14 protein-coding genes are annotated in these 14,599 nt (G+C 39.1%); 11 read left to right on the top strand and 3 right to left on the bottom strand.

The window, feature by feature from the left end; translation table 11 throughout:
- Nucleotides 1–5: 5 nt before the first annotated feature.
- The 6 genes from GY23_RS09445 to GY23_RS09420 all read left to right on the top strand — a co-directional run bounded on the left by GY23_RS09445 (nucleotide 6) and on the right by GY23_RS09420 (nucleotide 7,669).
- Nucleotides 6–1,757, top strand: a complete 1,752-nt coding sequence (locus GY23_RS09445) for an ABC transporter ATP-binding protein (RefSeq protein ID WP_075618988.1) — start codon at nucleotides 6–8, stop codon at nucleotides 1,755–1,757.
- A 147-nt stretch (nucleotides 1,758–1,904) separates the two neighbouring features.
- Complete coding sequence (locus tag GY23_RS09440) at nucleotides 1,905–2,924, top strand: ABC transporter ATP-binding protein (protein ID WP_075618987.1); 1,020 nt, start codon at nucleotides 1,905–1,907, stop codon at nucleotides 2,922–2,924.
- Nucleotides 2,899–3,891 (top strand): ABC transporter ATP-binding protein, encoded by a 993-nt coding sequence (locus tag GY23_RS09435; protein ID WP_075618986.1) that lies wholly within the window; start codon nucleotides 2,899–2,901, stop codon nucleotides 3,889–3,891. The genes GY23_RS09440 and GY23_RS09435 overlap by 26 nt, the downstream gene beginning before the upstream one ends.
- 15 nt (nucleotides 3,892–3,906) lie before the next feature.
- On the top strand, nucleotides 3,907–5,517 hold the full coding sequence (locus GY23_RS09430; RefSeq protein WP_075618985.1) for an ABC transporter substrate-binding protein: 1,611 nt from the start codon (nucleotides 3,907–3,909) through the stop codon (nucleotides 5,515–5,517).
- Between the two features lie 236 nt (nucleotides 5,518–5,753).
- Complete coding sequence (locus tag GY23_RS09425) at nucleotides 5,754–6,758, top strand: ABC transporter permease (protein WP_075618984.1); 1,005 nt, start codon at nucleotides 5,754–5,756, stop codon at nucleotides 6,756–6,758.
- A 17-nt stretch (nucleotides 6,759–6,775) separates the two neighbouring features.
- Entirely contained in the window at nucleotides 6,776–7,669 is an 894-nt protein-coding gene (locus tag GY23_RS09420; protein ID WP_084544096.1) for an ABC transporter permease, read from the top strand.
- Between the two features lie 49 nt (nucleotides 7,670–7,718).
- Here GY23_RS09420 and GY23_RS09415 read toward each other — a convergent pair whose 3' ends face one another.
- Both GY23_RS09415 and GY23_RS09410 read right to left on the bottom strand, forming a co-directional pair.
- Entirely contained in the window at nucleotides 7,719–8,798 is a 1,080-nt protein-coding gene (locus GY23_RS09415; protein WP_075618983.1) for an FUSC family protein, read from the bottom strand.
- A 166-nt stretch (nucleotides 8,799–8,964) separates the two neighbouring features.
- Entirely contained in the window at nucleotides 8,965–10,254 is a 1,290-nt protein-coding gene (locus GY23_RS09410) for a glutamate-1-semialdehyde 2,1-aminomutase (protein ID WP_075618982.1), read from the bottom strand.
- A 126-nt stretch (nucleotides 10,255–10,380) separates the two neighbouring features.
- Between GY23_RS09410 and bcp the strand changes: the two genes are divergently transcribed.
- The 4 genes from bcp to perR all read left to right on the top strand — a co-directional run bounded on the left by bcp (nucleotide 10,381) and on the right by perR (nucleotide 12,905).
- Nucleotides 10,381–10,860: a thioredoxin-dependent thiol peroxidase gene (bcp, locus tag GY23_RS09405; protein ID WP_075618981.1), complete on the top strand. Its 480-nt coding sequence runs from the start codon at nucleotides 10,381–10,383 to the stop codon at nucleotides 10,858–10,860.
- On the top strand, nucleotides 10,857–11,804 hold the full coding sequence (locus GY23_RS09400) for a D-2-hydroxyacid dehydrogenase (protein WP_075618980.1): 948 nt from the start codon (nucleotides 10,857–10,859) through the stop codon (nucleotides 11,802–11,804). The genes bcp and GY23_RS09400 overlap by 4 nt, the downstream gene beginning before the upstream one ends.
- Nucleotide 11,805: 1 nt before the next feature.
- Entirely contained in the window at nucleotides 11,806–12,357 is a 552-nt protein-coding gene (locus GY23_RS09395; RefSeq protein WP_075618979.1) for a cob(I)yrinic acid a,c-diamide adenosyltransferase, read from the top strand.
- 104 nt (nucleotides 12,358–12,461) lie between these two features.
- Nucleotides 12,462–12,905 (top strand): peroxide-responsive transcriptional repressor PerR, encoded by a 444-nt coding sequence (gene perR / locus GY23_RS09390; RefSeq protein ID WP_075618978.1) that lies wholly within the window; start codon nucleotides 12,462–12,464, stop codon nucleotides 12,903–12,905.
- An 80-nt stretch (nucleotides 12,906–12,985) separates the two neighbouring features.
- Here perR and GY23_RS09385 read toward each other — a convergent pair whose 3' ends face one another.
- Nucleotides 12,986–13,333, bottom strand: coding sequence for a YgzB family protein (locus GY23_RS09385; protein WP_075618977.1), 348 nt, complete (start codon nucleotides 13,331–13,333; stop codon nucleotides 12,986–12,988).
- A gap of 127 nt (nucleotides 13,334–13,460) precedes the next feature.
- Here GY23_RS09385 and GY23_RS09380 point away from each other — a divergent pair, with 127 nt between their 5' ends.
- A complete protein-coding gene (locus GY23_RS09380) occupies nucleotides 13,461–14,345 on the top strand; it encodes a nucleotidyltransferase-like protein (protein ID WP_075618976.1) in 885 nt (294 codons plus the stop codon).
- Nucleotides 14,346–14,599 lie beyond the last annotated feature (254 nt).

Raw genomic sequence — 14,599 nt, 5'->3', positions numbered from 1 at the left:
GTTGTATGAGTAGTACGAAAAGATATATGAAATTTGTTAAACCATATAAATGGCAAATTGTATTAACGGTTGTAATTGGTATTGTTAAATTTGCAATTCCTTTGTTCATTCCTTTGTTAATTAAAATTGTCATCGATGACATCATTACTGCAGACACTTTAAGTGATAGCGAAAAAACGCGTCAACTATTTTATTGGTTAGGGGGAACGGCGTTAGTGTTCTTCATTGTACGCCCCCCAATTGAGTATTATCGACAATATTACGCGCAATTAGTGAGTAACAAAATATTGTACGACATACGTCAAGACCTTTATGGGCACCTGCAACGCCTCAGTTTAAAATTTTATTCAAACACACGAGTGGGTGAAGTCATTTCCCGTGTAATAAATGACGTGGAACAAACTAAAAACTTCGTCATGATTGGGTTAATGAATTTATGGCTGGACTTGGTAACCATCCTAATTGCGGTGGCCATTATGCTTACAATGGACGTGCCTTTAACACTTGTCACACTACTTGCATTCCCATTTTATGCGGTTAGTGTAAAGTACTTCTTTGGACGCTTACGAGACTTAACCCGAGAACGCTCACAAGCTCTTGCAGGAGTTCAAAGTTATTTACACGAACGCGTTCAAGGCATGAGTATCATAAAAAGTTTTACTTTAGAAAAACATGAACAAAACATTTTTGATAAAGCAAATGGTGAATTTTTAGATAAGGCAGTGGATCATACGAAATGGAATGCCAAAGCCTTTGCGGTCGTTAACACCATTACAGATGTTGCCCCACTATTGGTTATTGCTTATGCAGGATATCAAGTGATTAATGGCGATTTAACAGTCGGAACGATGGTAGCATTCATCGCATATATTGAAAGACTCTATAATCCTTTAAGACGTTTAGTGAACTCATCTACAACACTTACGCAAGCATTCGCATCGATGGATCGCGTGTTTGAATTAATGGATGAGAAATACGATATTCAGGACCAACCTCATGCAAAGGAAATGCCTGCAATTAAAGGGAAGCTGCAATTTGATAAAGTGTCTTTCCAATATGAAAAAGAAAATAACACGGTGTTAAACAATATGAGTTTTACCGTAGACCCAGGACAGACTGTCGCTTTTGTCGGAATGAGTGGTGGAGGAAAGTCTACCATTATCAGTATGATTCCTCGTTTTTATGATGCGACGAGCGGGGAAGTCAAAATTGATGACATAGATATTAAAGATGTGAAAATTCATTCGTTACGAGAGCAAATCGGAATAGTATTGCAAGATAATATCCTGTTTAGTGATTCTGTTAAAGCAAATATTTTAATGGGAAGACCAGATGCTACGGATGACGAAGTATTTGAAGCGGCAAAGGCGGCCAATGCTCATGACTTTATCATTGCACTTCCGGAAGGCTATGAAACAAAAGTAGGGGAACGTGGAGTGAAACTATCTGGTGGTCAAAAACAACGTGTGGCAATCGCTCGAGTGTTCTTGAAAAACCCGCCAATTTTAGTATTAGATGAAGCAACTTCTGCTCTTGATTTAGAGAGCGAATCGTTGATACAAGACTCTTTGGAGCGGTTAGCACATAACCGTACAACGATAATTGTTGCCCATCGATTATCCACAATTACTCATGCCAATCAAATCTTTGTTATCGATCACGGTGAACTAAAAGAACAAGGAACACATGAGCAATTAATGAACTCAAAAGGTATTTATTATAGCTTATATCAAGTACAACAATTGGATATTAATTAAAAGGTTCTCCTCTATGGGAGAACCTTTTTTTATTACCTAAAAAACATAAAGTCTAAAAGACTATTGCAATTATCATTATAATTCGTATAATAAAGAACATATCTAATTTTCTGAATAATAACATAATAGTGTAACAGGAGGGACAGGATGAGTGAACGTAAAGCGATTCTTCAAGTAAAAGGTCTTCGAACATCCTTTTTCACAGATGACGGTGAAATACCTGCTGTAGACAATATTGACTTTTCTGTACACGAAGGAGAAGTACTGGGCATCGTAGGCGAATCAGGCTGTGGGAAAAGTGTAACCTCACTATCTATTATGGGATTGGTGCCAAGCCCACCAGGAAAAATAACTGGGGGAGAAATTCTTTTCGAAAACCAGGATTTAACGAAATTAAGTGATAAAGAGATGCGTATGGTAAGAGGGAACGATGTGGCGATGATTTTCCAAGAGCCAATGACCTCTTTAAATCCTCTTTTTTCAATTGGTAATCAATTAATGGAAGCAATCCTTATCCATAGAAAAGATTGGTCAAAAAAGCAAGCCAAAAATCGTGCAATTGAAATGTTGAATCTGGTTGGTCTACCACGTGCAGATGAATTGATGAAAGATTATCCACATCAACTATCTGGTGGGATGAGACAACGGGTCATGATTGCGATGGCACTTGTGTGTGATCCGAGGGTATTAATTGCGGATGAACCGACAACTGCTTTGGATGTGACGATTCAAGCTCAAATATTGCAACTTATGAAGGATTTAAATGAGCGATTAAATACAGCCGTTCTGCTAATCACTCATGATCTAGGAGTTGTAGCTGAAACATGTGAACGAGTTGTTGTTATGTATGCCGGTCAAGTGGTAGAGGAAGGTCCTGTTCAAACGATTTTCAAAGACCCTCAACATCCATATACGAAAGGTCTATTACAGTCAGTTCCGGATATGCGTTTCAAAAAGCAAAGGCTTTATTCAATTCCTGGGAACGTGCCTAAACCAGGATCCATACGAACGGGGTGTCGTTTTGCAGCACGCTGTGAGTTCGCCTTTGATAAGTGCTTGACCGAAAACCCGGATTTGTATCAAACATCATCAGTACATAAAACAAGATGCTTCTTATACAAAAATCAGGAGGTATCAGCGAATGACAGAACCCTTGTTGAAAGTTGAAGGGCTTAAAAAATATTTCCCCATTCGTAAAGGTGTACTCAGCCGTGTCTCTGGATATGTAAAGGCTGTTGATGACGTGTCGTTTTTCGTTAATAAAGGGGAAACACTTGGAATCGTGGGAGAATCTGGTTGTGGAAAATCCACAACGGGTCGTATGCTCATGAGATTGTTAGAACCGACAGAAGGCAAAGTCGTTTTTGATGGGAAAGAATTGACCAATATTTCGAATGATGATATGCGTAAGGCACGTCGTGAAATCCAAATGGTGTTCCAAGATCCTTATGCCTCATTAAATCCGAGACATACCATTGAAAAAATTCTAGAGGAGCCTCTTATTGTTCACGGACTAGGGGATGCCAAATCTCGTAAAAAGAAAGTTCGAGAACTCCTGGAAATCGTCGGTCTTAGTAGTTATCATGCGAAACGCTATCCTCACCAATTCAGTGGTGGGCAACGTCAACGTATTGGAATTGCGAGAGCGTTAATGACCAATCCGAAACTCATTATTGCGGACGAACCGGTTTCAGCACTAGATGTTTCCATCCAGTCACAGGTATTGAACTTGATGCAGGATTTACAAAAGGATCTACAACTAACGTATATCTTTATAGCACATGATTTAGGTGTTGTGCGACACATTAGTGATCGTGTAGGCGTCATGTATCTTGGAAAAATGGTCGAGATAACTGAAAGCGAGTTGTTATATGACAAGCCTTTGCATCCATACACCCAGGCGTTATTGTCTGCAGTTCCGGTACCGGATCCCAACTTCGTGAGGGATCAAATCCTGATTAAAGGGGATATTCCTAGCCCGTCAAATCCACCATCTGGTTGTACATTCCACACACGTTGTCCTTTTAAAATGGATGTGTGTACAACAGTTGTTCCAAAATTAGAAGAAGCAGAACCTGGTCATTTTGTTGCCTGCCATTTATATGGTGAACGTGCAGCATTGATAAATAGATGATATGGAGGGGTTAATTTGGGAAAAAAGAAACTGTGGTCGCTCGCTGTATTAGTCATGTTAGTTTTCTCAACGATTTTAGCGGCTTGTACATCCGATAATGGTGAAAAGGGTGGAGAAAAAGGGGAAGAAAACTCCGAACCTAAAATCTTGGTATTTGGACGTGGTGGGGATTCAGTATTTTTAGATCCTGCAGCTGCAACTGATGGAGAATCATTTAAAGTAACTAAAAACCTATTTGAGACACTTGTAAACTTTGGTGATCAAGATACTGAAATTCACGAAGGTCTTGCGAAGTCTTGGGTACCTTCTGAAGATGGATTATCTTATACCTTCCAGTTGGAAGAAGGAGTAAAATTCCACGATGGCACTGATTTCAATGCAGAAGCAGTTGTAAAGAACTTTGATCGCTGGATGAATGGATCAGAAGACAAATTCCCTTACTACTCTTCTATGTTTGGTGGTTTTAAAGGTGACGAAGGGCATGTCATTGATTCGGTAACTGCTGATGGTGATTACACTGTTGTAATTAAACTTAATCGCTCACAAGCACCGTTCTTGAAAAATCTTGCAATGAGCCCATTTGCTATTTCAAGCCCAACTGCATTTGAAAAACATGGAGACAAATTTAGTGAGAACCCTGTTGGTACAGGTCCATTCAAATTTGTAGAATGGAAACGCAATGATTCAATTACGATTGAAAAAAATGAAGAGTATCGCATTGACGGTCTGCCTAAACTTGATAAAGTTATTTTCCGTTCAATTCCAGATAACTCAGCTCGTTTAAATGCACTAAATACAGGTGAAATTGATCTAGCTGACGGAGTTAACCCATCTGACGGAGCTAACATTGAAGCAAATAGCAAACTACAATTATACGAGCGTCCTTCAATGAACATTGGTTACTTAGGATTAACATCTACTCGTCCTCCTTTCGATCAGAAAGAAGTTCGTCAAGCAATTAACCATGCGATTGATAAGCAAGCAATCGTGGACGCATTCTTCGAAGGCCGTGCAGACGTTGCGAAAAACCCAATGCCACCAGTTATTAGTGGCTACAATGAGGATATTGCTGGATATGATTATAACCCAGAAAAAGCAAAAGAATTATTAGCAGCAGCGGGTCTTCCTGATGGTTTCGAAATGGACCTTTGGGCAATGCCGGTACCACGTCCGTACATGCCAGATGGTGCGAAAGTTGCTGAAGCAATTCAAGCAAACTTAGCTGATGTTGGAATTAAAGCTAATATCGTTACGTACGAGTGGGCTACTTATTTAGAAAAAGCTAAAAATGGAGAAGCTGATGCATTCTTACTTGGTTGGACAGGTGATAATGGAGACGCAGATAACTTCCTATACGTACTGCTTGATGAAGACAATATTGGAAGCAACAACTATTCTTTCTATAAAAATGATGAAACTCATAACATCCTGATTGAAGCACAAACAGAAGTTGATGAAGCGAAGCGTAATGCACTTTACGCTAAAGCTCAAGAACTTATTTTTGAAGACGCTCCGTGGGTTCCATTGGCTCACTCAACGCCACTTCTTGCAGGAAGAGCAGATTTACTAAACTTCTTACCTCATCCGACTGGTTCTGATAAGTTAGAAACTGTGGACTTCAAGTAATAAACTAACTGTTGGGGGGAAGTCTTCGTGATTTCTCCCCATAATTTTTTAAAATATATGAATGTATAACTACTCGGTGATACTATGTCTAGCTCCAAGCGCCAGCCTGCACCTAAGCTTCAGACCCTCATTCGAAAGCAGGCTTTCGATTCAGTCCTGCAAGCAACCGGTGTCAGGCTAAGCAGGCGCTTTCCGCTTTTCGTATACATAATGCTTTAGATGGAGGGGTGAAGAAGATGCTTCACTATATCGGAAGAAGACTCTTGCAATTAATCCCTGTTTTACTTGGTATGACGTTTATCGTCTTTCTGATTATTCGTGCCATCCCAGGAGACCCTGCACAAGTTATTTTAGGTCAAACAGCATCAAAAGAAGCAATGGAAGCATTGCGAGCAAGCCTCGGATTGGACAATCCATGGTATATCCAATATTTCGAATACTTAGGTGGGTTATTAAAAGGGGATTTGGGTGAGTCCTTGCGTACGACTGCACCTGTATCTGAAGAAATATGGCCCTATTTGGCCGCGACATTTGAATTGTCATTATTCGCGATTCTAATTGCAGTTATCGTTGGAGTAAATGCCGGTATTATTTCTGCATGGTTTCAAAATTCATGGTTCGACTATACGGCTATGATCTTGGCCTTAGTTGGTGTTTCCATGCCGATTTTCTGGCTAGGTCTCATGTTCCAATACATTTTTGGGATAGAACTCGGAATCTTACCTACCGGAGGTCGGGAAGAAGTTCGAAATCCGATAGAATCCATAACCAATCTCTATGTCTTAGATACCATTTTGCAAGGAAGATTCGATCAATTAGGTATTGTACTTAAACATTTAGTATTACCAGGAATTGCACTTGCGACAATACCAATGGCTATCATTGCACGAATGACTCGTTCAAGCATGCTTGAAGTAATGCGCTCGGATTATGTGCGAACAGCACGAGCGAAAGGTCAAAAGATGTTTTGGGTTGTTTATAAACACGCGTTGAAAAATGCAATTATTCCCGTACTGACTATTATCGGTCTACAAATGGGACTACTACTTGGGGGAGCCATTTTAACCGAATCAATTTTCTCCTGGCCGGGAGTAGGACGTTATATTTATGAAGCGATCGGTTTCCGTGACTATCCAGTCATTCAATCAGGAATTCTGGTAGTGGCATTTATTTTCGTCATGATCAACTTATTCATTGATGTGCTCTACAGTTTGATTGATCCGCGTATTAAATATGATTAAGAAGGAGGCAGCTCAACGTGGTTGGATTTGCACCTAAACAAACAGATATTTTAGCAAAGGAAGATAAAGTGGCAGGTCCATGGAAAGAAGCATGGCGAAGCTTCAAGAAAAACAAAGTAGCTGTTGTGGGAGCGGGAATAGTCCTCTTCTTTACCATCTTGGCATTGATAGGACCGTGGATCGCACCGCAAGGACTAAATGAACAAGACCTACCGAATCGGTTACTTAAACCATCAAGCGAGTTTTGGTTAGGAACTGATCACTTGGGACGTGATATTTTATCTCGCATTATTCACGGTGCCCGCATTTCCTTATCAGTTGGTTTCTTTTCAGTCATTGGTTCGGTTGTAGTGGGGAGTATTTTGGGGATTATAGCCGGCTATTATGGTAAGTGGATTGATACAATTATTTCACGTATTTTTGATATCATGCTGGCATTTCCAAGCATTTTATTAGCGATTGCAGTTGTTTCAGTATTAGGACCGTCTTTGCAAAATGCGTTAATTGCCATCGCGGTCATTAATATTCCAAACTTTGGCCGACTGATTCGCTCAAAAGTTTTGAGCATTAAGGAAGAGGAATACATCACTTCAGCAAAAGCAATTGGGATGAGAGATGTTCGAATTTTGTTTTCTCATATCCTGCCAAATTCCATGGCACCAGTTATTGTACAAGGAACATTAGCAATCGCATCAGCAATTATTGAAGCGGCCGCTCTTGGATTCTTAGGACTTGGTGCACAAGCTCCCTCAGCGGAATGGGGTAAAATGCTTGCGGATGCCCGTGTGAATTTCATTAATGCACCATGGACAATGATTTTCCCTGGAATTGCCATCATGTTAACCGTATTAGGATTTAATTTAATGGGGGATGGGATGCTAGACGCACTCGATCCACGTATGAAGAATTGAACATAAAAGAGCCAACCTTATCCTCAAAGGAAAAGGTTGGCTCTTTACATTAATAATCATCTTCCAGTTCTACTTTGATTTCTTCACCATGATAATTTTGATGGGAAATGATCAAAGTATCCAAGTGTTCAAGTTGTTCTTCGTAATCCAGCACGGCAGATAGCACATGCAGTAAATGGTAGGATGAAAAAATTTCATCTTCTTTTGCAATCGCAATTTCTTTCGCGAAGATCTCCATCACTTCATGACGATTGAGCATTACTGCATTTCCTGCCCACTCGGAGTGTTCAGGTTTTAATTTACCCGTGTATTTCAAGTGAAGTTGTTCATGATACGTCAATAGAAAATCGAGTCTTTCTTGAATCATGTGTCGGAAATGTTCAGGCAAACTGACTAGTTCATTTTCGTGTAAATGCAGTCGCTTTAGAACTTCCCAACTTTTATTGGCCGTAGAAATCATTTGTCGGTACACAACAAGTTTACGGGCTTTTGAACGTTTTTCATTGCGGAAATAGCTACGTTCTTCTTTATAAAACAAGTAGAATTGATCGACTTTTATTAAGCGTTCTCGAAGTTTCTCGAGTGCTTGTTTAGTAGCGTTATGCTCTGATGCTTGACGAACCGCTAATCTAGTCCATCTAATTAAATCATCTGTTGTCAAATGGATTAATTGAAATAATTTTGTTTCGTACCTTGGTGGCATAAATACTAAGTTCACAACAAATGCAGACAGTACACCTACAACAATCGTGGTAAAACGAATGAGAGCAAATAATAAGAAGTCGTCACTTTGACCTTCCATTATGGCAATAATGGTGACAAGTGCCAGTGAAACCGACTTTTCCAACTTTAGCTTCAGCATAATAGCGATCGCGATGACAGCCGCCAATCCAACCGCGACATAATGATGACCAAAGATCAGAGAAAAAACAACGGCAATAACTGCACCGATTAAATTCCCTTGTATTTGTTCAATGATTGTTAAATACGATCGATATATAGATGGCTGAATCGCAAAAATTGCAGCAATCCCAGCAAAAACAGGTGAAGGTAAATGCAATAAATCAGCCATGAAAAGAGCAAAAACAATTGCGACACCAGTTTTAACGATTCGTGCACCAAATTTCATATAGTTTGAAATTCCTTTCCCATTTCTTTAAAAAATCACTTTTCGAATTTCAATGTCTAGCTACAAGCGCCAGCTCGCAGGCCCCTTCATGGGGTCAGAAAGGCGGAGTATTCGCCTTTCATCCTTCCAGCACCGGCGTCGAGCTAGAATGGCGCTTTCCGCATTTCTAGACAAGTTGTGAAAATGCTTTATTAACTGCTACTAAAGATTGTTTCACATCTTCTTCAGTGTGAGCAGTTGTTAGGAACCAAGCTTCATATTTAGATGGAGCCAAGTTAATCCCTTGCGCCAACATGAGTTTAAAGAATCGACCGAAAATTTCTCCGTCACTAGCTTCAGCTTGATCGTAGTTTTCAACTTTTACATCCGTGAAGTAAATGGTTAAAGCACCTTTTAAGCGGTTAACCGTAATTGTCACATTATAATCAGCAGCTGCTTGTAGTATACCCTCTTCTAATAGAGCGCCTAAACGATCCATTTCTTCATAGACTCCTGGTTGCTTTAATACTTCTAAACAAGCAATTCCTGATAACATGGACGCAGGATTACCAGCCATAGTTCCCGCTTGATACGCTGGTCCTAGTGGGGCAACTTGCTCCATGATCTCTTTACGACCACCATAAGCACCAATCGGTAAGCCTCCCCCAATAATTTTTCCTAATGCTGTCAAGTCGGGAGTTAAACCAAGTAAGTCTTGTGCGCCGCCGTAATGGAATCGGAACGCTGTAATCACTTCATCGTATACAATGAGTGCTCCTTGTTGTTTCGCAATTTCATGGACGAGTGGCAAGAAACCTTCTTTCGGTTCAACAATTCCAAAATTCCCAACAATTGGTTCAACTAAAATACACGCAATTTCATCTCCCCATAGTTCCATTGCATCTTGAAATGCTTTAGGGTCGTTAAATGGGATTGTGATCACTTCTTTTGCAATGGATGCTGGCACACCTGCCGAATCGGGGGTGCCGAGTGTTGCTGGTCCTGAACCAGCTGCAACTAACACCAAATCAGAATGCCCATGGTAGCAGCCTGCGAATTTCATGATTTTTGTTCGTCCTGTGTAGGCACGTGATACACGAATTGTGGTCATTACGGCTTCAGTACCTGAATTCACAAAACGTACTTTATCCATACCAGGCATTGCTTCTTTTAGCATTTTAGCAAATTTTACTTCATGAGGTGTTGGTGTTCCGTAGAGCAAGCCATTTTCGGCAGCTGTTGTTATGGCTTTTGTTATATGGGGATGTGCATGCCCCGTAATGATTGGACCATATGCTGCTAGATAATCAATGTATTTGTTTCCATCTACATCCCAAAAGTATGCTCCTTGTGCTCTTTCCATTACAGTGGGAGCTCCGCCGCCAACCGCTTTGTACGAACGTGAAGGACTGTTTACCCCTCCCACAATATGTTTTTGTGCTTCTTCATGTATGGTTTCTGAATTTACTCTGTTCATATATATTTCCTCCGTTCAATTTCTTCCATTCTTTATAATAGACATAAATGATATAGAACGCCAAGAAAATTGAAACTGAGGCTATTCTTAGGTACGATTAGTTTAAAGACAGAGGAGGGAATTTTCATGACTACGCTTGAAGGTATGCATGCGCCAAATTTCACATTGAAAAACGAAAGAGGAAACGATGTGTCACTTCGTGATTTTGCTGGAGAAAAGTATGTTCTCCTTTATTTTTATCCAAAAGATGCCACACCAGGATGTACAACAGAGGCATGTGATTTCAGAGATGCACATGAGTCATTTAGTGACTTAAATGCTGTTATTTTAGGTGTAAGCCCTGATGGGGAAAAAGCACATACAAAGTTTATTGAAAAACATGGATTGCCATTTTCACTATTAATTGATGAAGATCATGAAGTATCAAAAGAATATGGAGTCTGGTTATTGAAAAAAATGTATGGTAAAGAATTTATGGGGATTGAACGCTCGACATTTTTAATTGATCCAACCGGAACTGTCATAAAAGAGTGGAGAAAAGTAAAAGTGAAAGGGCACGTTGAAGAGACTTTGGAAACTTTACGTGAATTAGTAAAGTCAAAATGACCAATATCCTTTTTACGTTTTCTGTCAAAGAAAAGTTAATCGAGCAATTACAAGCTGAGTTTCGTGAAGTGGAATTTACGTTTTCTTCTATTGAAGATGTTGATGCACTAAGAAAAGCAGAAATCATCGTCACATATGGAGAAGATCTTACTAAAGAAACGTTGGACCAGGCACTGGCGTTAAAATGGCTGATGGTTGCTTCGGCCGGATTAGAAAAAATGCCGCTTTCTGAAATAGGAGAGCGCAATATTTTTATGACGAACGTCAAAGGTATTCATAAAATTCCTATGGCTGAGTCGGTGATGGCTCATTTATTGGCACTAAAACGTGCGATACCCTGGATATATTCACAACAAGTAAAACACGAATGGATCAAACGCTCTGGTTCCACCGAGCTCTTTGGAAGCACAGCGATTGTCCTTGGTCCTGGTGCAATAGGAAGTGAAATTGGCCGTTTATTGCAAGCATTTGGCGTTAAAACAATCGGATGCAATCGGTCGGGTGTAGACGCGCCACATATGGATGACATGATTTCTTTTGAGCAATTGGCGGATGCGTTACCTAAAGCAGATATTATTATTTCTGTTTTGCCGAGCACACGAGAAACAAGCAGTCTCCTTACATACGAACATTTTGTTTTAATGAAGGAAGATGGGATATTCATGAACTTTGGACGAGGTGACTTGGTAAAAGAAGAAGACTTATTAAAAGCCATGAAGGAGAACCAAATTGCGTATGCTGTATTGGATGTCTTCGAAAATGAACCATTGAGTGAAAATCATCCATTATGGGATATGGAAGGTGTCATTGTTTCACCGCATGTATCAAGTCATTCTTCAGAGTATGTGCCTAGAGCATTGGAGATTTTCACGCACAATTTACATGAATGGTTAAAAGGCGGAACAGATTTTCAAAATGTCATTGATGTAGAAAAGGGGTATTGACATGAAAATTTATACAAAAACAGGGGACAAGGGGAAGACTTCACTTATTTATGGATCACGTGTTGCAAAAAATGATGCACTGGTAGAGGCGTACGGTACATGTGATGAGGCAAACTCGATGATTGGGCTTGCAGTGAGTCATTTACAGAACGAATTTTTTGAAGAAAAAGAAGATGTGCAACAAGCGTTTCATCAAATACAAACCACACTCTTTCATGTTGGAGCAGAGCTAGCAACTCCAAAAGGGAAAGAAGTAAAATGGAAGCTAGAAGAAAGTGAAATTACAAGACTAGAAACGTGGATTGATAAATGGGATGCTCAATTGCCAGTACTTACGAACTTTATTTTACCGAGCGGTCATCCTGCTGGAGCAACACTTCATGTCGCACGAACAATTGTACGTCGTGCCGAACGTTCAACAGTGAGCATTGGTGAAGACGTATCTCCTCAAGTCTTAGCCTATTTAAACCGTTTATCAGACTTTTTATTTGTTGCCGCTCGTTTCATTAATTTAAGGCTAGGTCAAAAAGAAAAAGGCTTGCATGCGGAGTGACGTCATGACACATTAGGTATTTTGTTGACTTTTCCCTTACTTCTTCCTTATACTAATTATAACGATTATAAAATAAGAATCTTTATGAAGTGAGGTGCATGACGATGACTGAAATGCATTTACGCGACGCATTGGATACTTTGAAATCTACAGGAGTTCGAATTACACCACAGCGTCATGCGATTTTAGAATTTCTCATTCAATCCATGATCCATCCAACTGCAGATGATATATATAGAGCACTTGAAGAAAAGTTCCCTAACATGAGTGTAGCAACTGTCTACAATAATCTTCGGGTTTTTAGAGAAGCGGGATTAGTAAAAGAATTAACATATGGTGATTCATCGAGTCGATTTGATTTCGTGACAAATGACCATTACCATATTATTTGCGATTTATGTGGAAAGATTGTTGATTTTCATTATCCTGGTTTAGATGAAGTTGAACAATTAGCTGCTCACGTAACAGGATTCCAAGTAAATGGTCACCGTATGGAAATTCACGGTACATGTCCTACCTGTGAATTACAAGCAACTAAAATACAATAATTGAAGAGAGCAGTTCGTAGCTCTTTTTTTTTTGTGAAAAAAAGAGCTAACACTCTAATGCGAATGTCAGCTCCATCTATTTACGGTTGTTTACGATTTAACTTCACATCAAATTCTTGACCTTCCAAAGTTGAATCTAATGTTAATGGCTCACGGCAATACATACACATATCAACACGACCCAAGACTTTTGTGTGTTTGCCACAGTTTGGACAAACGACTTGAACTGCTTTAGTGGAGAGCATACCAATCCAAGCATAAACACCGGTACTGCCCAAAATAGCTAGAAGTCCTAATAGCATAAACAATGTCATTATGATTTGATGTTCACGGAAAAAGATTCCGATATACATAATGACAAAACCGATGAAGATTAGTGATAATGCAAACGAACGAATTCGATTTATTTTATTTTTATAAGGTTTCATATTGCGTTCCTCCTTAATCAAGTTTACTATACCATAATTGATAGTGTAATTCGTTTGAAGGAATCTAACAATGTTTGTCGAAAAAAGTACTTATACCATTATGATTTTTAAATGAGGGGGATTACCGTTGGAACAAATTCTGCGTCCTATTTATCAGGAACGAGCGAGCCAACCAAATACACTTGGCGTGATCTTAGTTGAGAAACGTGAAAAGGTTAGTCAAATAACCGATACATTCGATTCCATCCTATTAATCTTAGTAAAAGACGCAAACCAACCTGTGTTCACAAAACATTATACGTATAATGATAAAAAAGCAGCGATGCATCTTGTTACTGAAAAACAATTACGTAAATGGTTATTACTCGGAACCAATCGGAAAATTGTGGATTGGATTTTTTATGGTCGTGTTATGTTCGACCGTAATGAATTTGTTCAAGAATTAAAATTGGAACTTAAAGACTTTCCATTCTATGGTCGAAAGATTAAGATGGGGATCGAGTTCGCTAAACTCATTCGTCGTTATTTAGAAGCAAAAGTTTTCTTTGAACAAAAAAACTATATGGATGCTTACAATCACATAGTGGATTCATTGCACCATCTTGCGCGATTGGCTGTATTTGAAAATGGGATGCATCCAGAAGTAACTGTTTGGTCGCAAGTCAAAGTAATTGAACCGGCTATTTATAAACTGTACGAAGAATTACTATCAAGTGATGAACCCATTGATAAAAGATTAGAACTCTTGATTTTAGCAAGTGAATTTTTGATTCATTCAAGAACCAAAGATGGATCGCAACATATTTTAGAAGTCATGAGCCATAAAAACCATTGGATGATTCAAGAGTTGCATGAACAGGATGAGCTTCGTAATTATTCGGTTAACTTAGAGGTATTCATCGAATTTCTTGTGGAAAAGGGTTATATTCAAGTAGATCAGATAGAAACAAAGAGCAATAAGATTTATCACCGTTACTATAAAGTAGAACAAATAGAAGAAGGATCCTTGTAAATGAGACGCTTGAAAAAAGCGTTTCATTTTTTTGTTGACACTTTACATACGAAGTGTTTATAATAATAGACGTCGCAAAGATAGTTTAGTAGAAAAAAGAATTAAAAGTGCTTGACTCTCTTAATTTACGATGCTAAATTAGAGAAGTCGCAAAAACAAGACGACAAAGAAAAAACAAAATAACATTTTTTCTGTTGACATTAACAAGAGGATTTGTTAAGATATAAAAGTTGTCGCAAGAGCGACCAACACAT

The sequence above is a fragment of the Paenisporosarcina indica genome, from assembly GCF_001939075.1.
Taxonomy (GTDB): Bacteria; Bacillota; Bacilli; order Bacillales_A; family Planococcaceae; genus Paenisporosarcina; species Paenisporosarcina indica.
The sequence above is the reverse complement of the archived record's forward strand: the minus strand, read 5'-3'. Positions and strand labels throughout refer to the sequence as shown.

Excerpts from the sequence above, each read along its gene's own strand:
- GY23_RS09445 (WP_075618988.1), top strand. The coding sequence starts at position 6 with ATGAGTAGTACGAAAAGATATATGAAATTTGTTAAACCATATAAATGG.
- GY23_RS09440 (WP_075618987.1), top strand. The coding sequence starts at position 1,905 with ATGAGTGAACGTAAAGCGATTCTTCAAGTAAAAGGTCTTCGAACATCC.
- GY23_RS09435 (WP_075618986.1), top strand. The coding sequence starts at position 2,899 with ATGACAGAACCCTTGTTGAAAGTTGAAGGGCTTAAAAAATATTTCCCC.
- GY23_RS09425 (WP_075618984.1), top strand. The coding sequence starts at position 5,754 with ATGCTTCACTATATCGGAAGAAGACTCTTGCAATTAATCCCTGTTTTA.
- GY23_RS09415 (WP_075618983.1), bottom strand. The coding sequence starts at position 8,798 with ATGAAATTTGGTGCACGAATCGTTAAAACTGGTGTCGCAATTGTTTTT.
- GY23_RS09410 (WP_075618982.1), bottom strand. The coding sequence starts at position 10,254 with ATGAACAGAGTAAATTCAGAAACCATACATGAAGAAGCACAAAAACAT.
- bcp (WP_075618981.1), top strand. The coding sequence starts at position 10,381 with ATGACTACGCTTGAAGGTATGCATGCGCCAAATTTCACATTGAAAAAC.
- GY23_RS09400 (WP_075618980.1), top strand. The coding sequence starts at position 10,857 with ATGACCAATATCCTTTTTACGTTTTCTGTCAAAGAAAAGTTAATCGAG.
- GY23_RS09395 (WP_075618979.1), top strand. The coding sequence starts at position 11,806 with ATGAAAATTTATACAAAAACAGGGGACAAGGGGAAGACTTCACTTATT.
- perR (WP_075618978.1), top strand. The coding sequence starts at position 12,462 with ATGACTGAAATGCATTTACGCGACGCATTGGATACTTTGAAATCTACA.
- GY23_RS09385 (WP_075618977.1), bottom strand. The coding sequence starts at position 13,333 with ATGAAACCTTATAAAAATAAAATAAATCGAATTCGTTCGTTTGCATTA.